Source organism: Thiolapillus sp. (assembly GCF_048562965.1).
In the GTDB taxonomy this organism is placed as follows: Bacteria; Pseudomonadota; Gammaproteobacteria; order Chromatiales; family Chromatiaceae; genus Thiolapillus; species Thiolapillus brandeum_A.
On record NZ_JBHNMF010000529.1, the window covers coordinates 1 to 808 of the forward strand.

Genomic DNA, 808 nt, shown 5'->3' on the forward strand with positions numbered 1-808 from the left:
GCGCAGCAGCAATCCGCCACCGTCCGAAGTGATTCGCCCACCGTCAAAGCGGCCAATCACCTCGCGCCGACCCAGGGACTGAAATTCCAACTGTTCTGGTTTACACTCTGTATTCATAGGCTTCTTTGTTTTGTTGCTGGTAAGTGATTGGTAACCCTTACTTTATGCAACAAAAAGAGGCCTATTTCCAGTGGGGCGGTGAAATTTCCGGGCTAGGACCTACGGATTCTCAAAACCGTCGCTGAACAGCTTGCTTCTCGGGCCGTAGTGGGGAAGCTTCTTTCCCAGTTCATAAGGTCCGAGATCGGGCGCATTTCCCGCATAACCCTCGTTGATGTTTGCCAGCACCACACCGGCATCCACCGCATTGCAACCCGGTTTCAGCGTCATGTACTGAAATGGCATGGGAGCCGGTGGAGCCATGGGTATCTCGAACTGCGTGAAGCAACTGTTGCGGCTGATGCGAATCCCGTGGGTCTGCAATTCCGTTGCCTGGGAAAAATCTGTCAGCAGAGGATAGCGCCCGCCCATTTCATGGCATAGGTTGCACTGCCCCAGTCGAAACCATCGTAATTGAGGTGCGTCCGCCAGTCCGGCTGGTGCCCACCGGCATTGTGTTCCCAGGCATAGCCGTCATTGGCGCTGATCCAGATGTTGTTGCTCGAATGAAACGTCAGGATGTCGGGGGCTTCGTTGGGCCATGAGGAGCCGAGTGCATTGTCCCAGCCGACAAAGAGATTGTGTGCCAGCAGCACACGGCTGGTGCTGCGGATCTTCAGCGTGGATTCCAGGGGTGCGGCGACCTGGT

General features: G+C 55.8%; 2 protein-coding genes. Both read right to left on the reverse strand.

Annotated features, from left to right (window positions below):
• Positions 1–219: 219 nt before the first annotated feature.
• Positions 220–483: a hypothetical protein gene (locus ACOCD2_RS17280; RefSeq protein ID WP_419625830.1), complete on the reverse strand. Its 264-nt coding sequence runs from the start codon at positions 481–483 to the stop codon at positions 220–222.
• Between the two features lie 23 nt (positions 484–506).
• The coding region (locus ACOCD2_RS17285; protein ID WP_419625831.1) for a hypothetical protein at positions 507–808 on the reverse strand (302 nt) is incomplete at its 5' end.